This is a genomic window from Salinimicrobium oceani (genome assembly GCF_012037645.1).
Map to the genome: position 1 here is coordinate 1 of NZ_JAAVJR010001013.1, position 374 is coordinate 374.

Sequence of the window (374 nt, forward strand, 5' to 3'; positions counted from 1 at the left end):
CAATCTCCTGAAGAAATGGCTAACCAAACCAGGGAATATCTGGAAAGAGGGCTGGTAAATATTTTGGGCGGCTGTTGTGGTACAACTCCGGCGCACATAAAGGCCATTGCAGAAGTAGCCTCCGAATATCCTTCCAGATCTCTCAAAAAGAATCTACAATCTGAAATCCTGTAACCATGGGCGAAAAACGAGCATTAAAGTTGTCGGGTCTGGAACCTTTGGTAATTACTCCCGAAAGTAATTTTATAAACGTTGGAGAACGCACAAATGTGGCAGGTTCAAAAAAATTCCTGAGGCTAATCAATGAAGAAGAATTCGAAGAAGCCCTGAATATTGCCCGGGAGCAGGTGGAAGGCGGTGCCCAGATCATCGAT

2 protein-coding genes are annotated in these 374 nt (G+C 44.7%); both read left to right on the forward strand.

All coding sequences use genetic code 11. The features are described from left to right. Positions 1 to 15: 15 nt before the first annotated feature. A complete protein-coding gene (locus HC175_RS20530; protein ID WP_317172383.1) occupies positions 16 to 174 on the forward strand; it encodes a homocysteine S-methyltransferase family protein in 159 nt (52 codons plus the stop codon). Between the two features lie 2 nt (positions 175 to 176). Then, on the forward strand, positions 177 to 374 hold a 198-nt coding region (locus HC175_RS20535), incomplete at its 3' end, for a dihydropteroate synthase (protein ID WP_168139878.1).